Annotated in this window: 1 protein-coding gene; it reads left to right on the top strand. The window is 64.6% G+C overall.

The window, feature by feature from the left end:
- A partial coding sequence (locus tag ACWTU8_RS33290) for an aminotransferase class I/II-fold pyridoxal phosphate-dependent enzyme (protein WP_455851437.1) occupies positions 1 to 395 on the top strand: 395 nt, incomplete at both ends.

Raw genomic sequence — 395 nt, 5'->3', positions numbered from 1 at the left:
AACCCGTCGGGCGCGGCCTACACGCAAGCCGAACTGCGCGCGCTGGCCGACGTGCTGTTGAAGCATCCGCATGTCTGGACGCTGACCGACGACATGTACGAGCACCTGACCTATGGCGACTTCGTCTTCAAGACCATCGCCGGGGTCGAGCCGAAGCTCTATGAGCGCACCCTGACCATGAACGGCGTGTCGAAAGCCTATGCCATGACCGGCTGGCGCATCGGCTATGCCGCCGGCCCGGTCCAGCTGATCAAGGCGATGGACATGATCCAGGGCCAGCAGACCTCGGGCGCCTGCACCATCGCACAATGGGCTTCCGTCGAGGCGCTCAACGGCCCGCAGGACTTCATTGCCAGGAACAAGGCGATCTTCCAGGGGCGGCGCGACCTCGTGGT

The sequence above is a fragment of the Mesorhizobium sp. BHbdii genome (genome assembly GCF_053848045.1).
The sequence above is the reverse complement of the archived record's forward strand: the minus strand, read 5'-3'. Positions and strand labels throughout refer to the sequence as shown.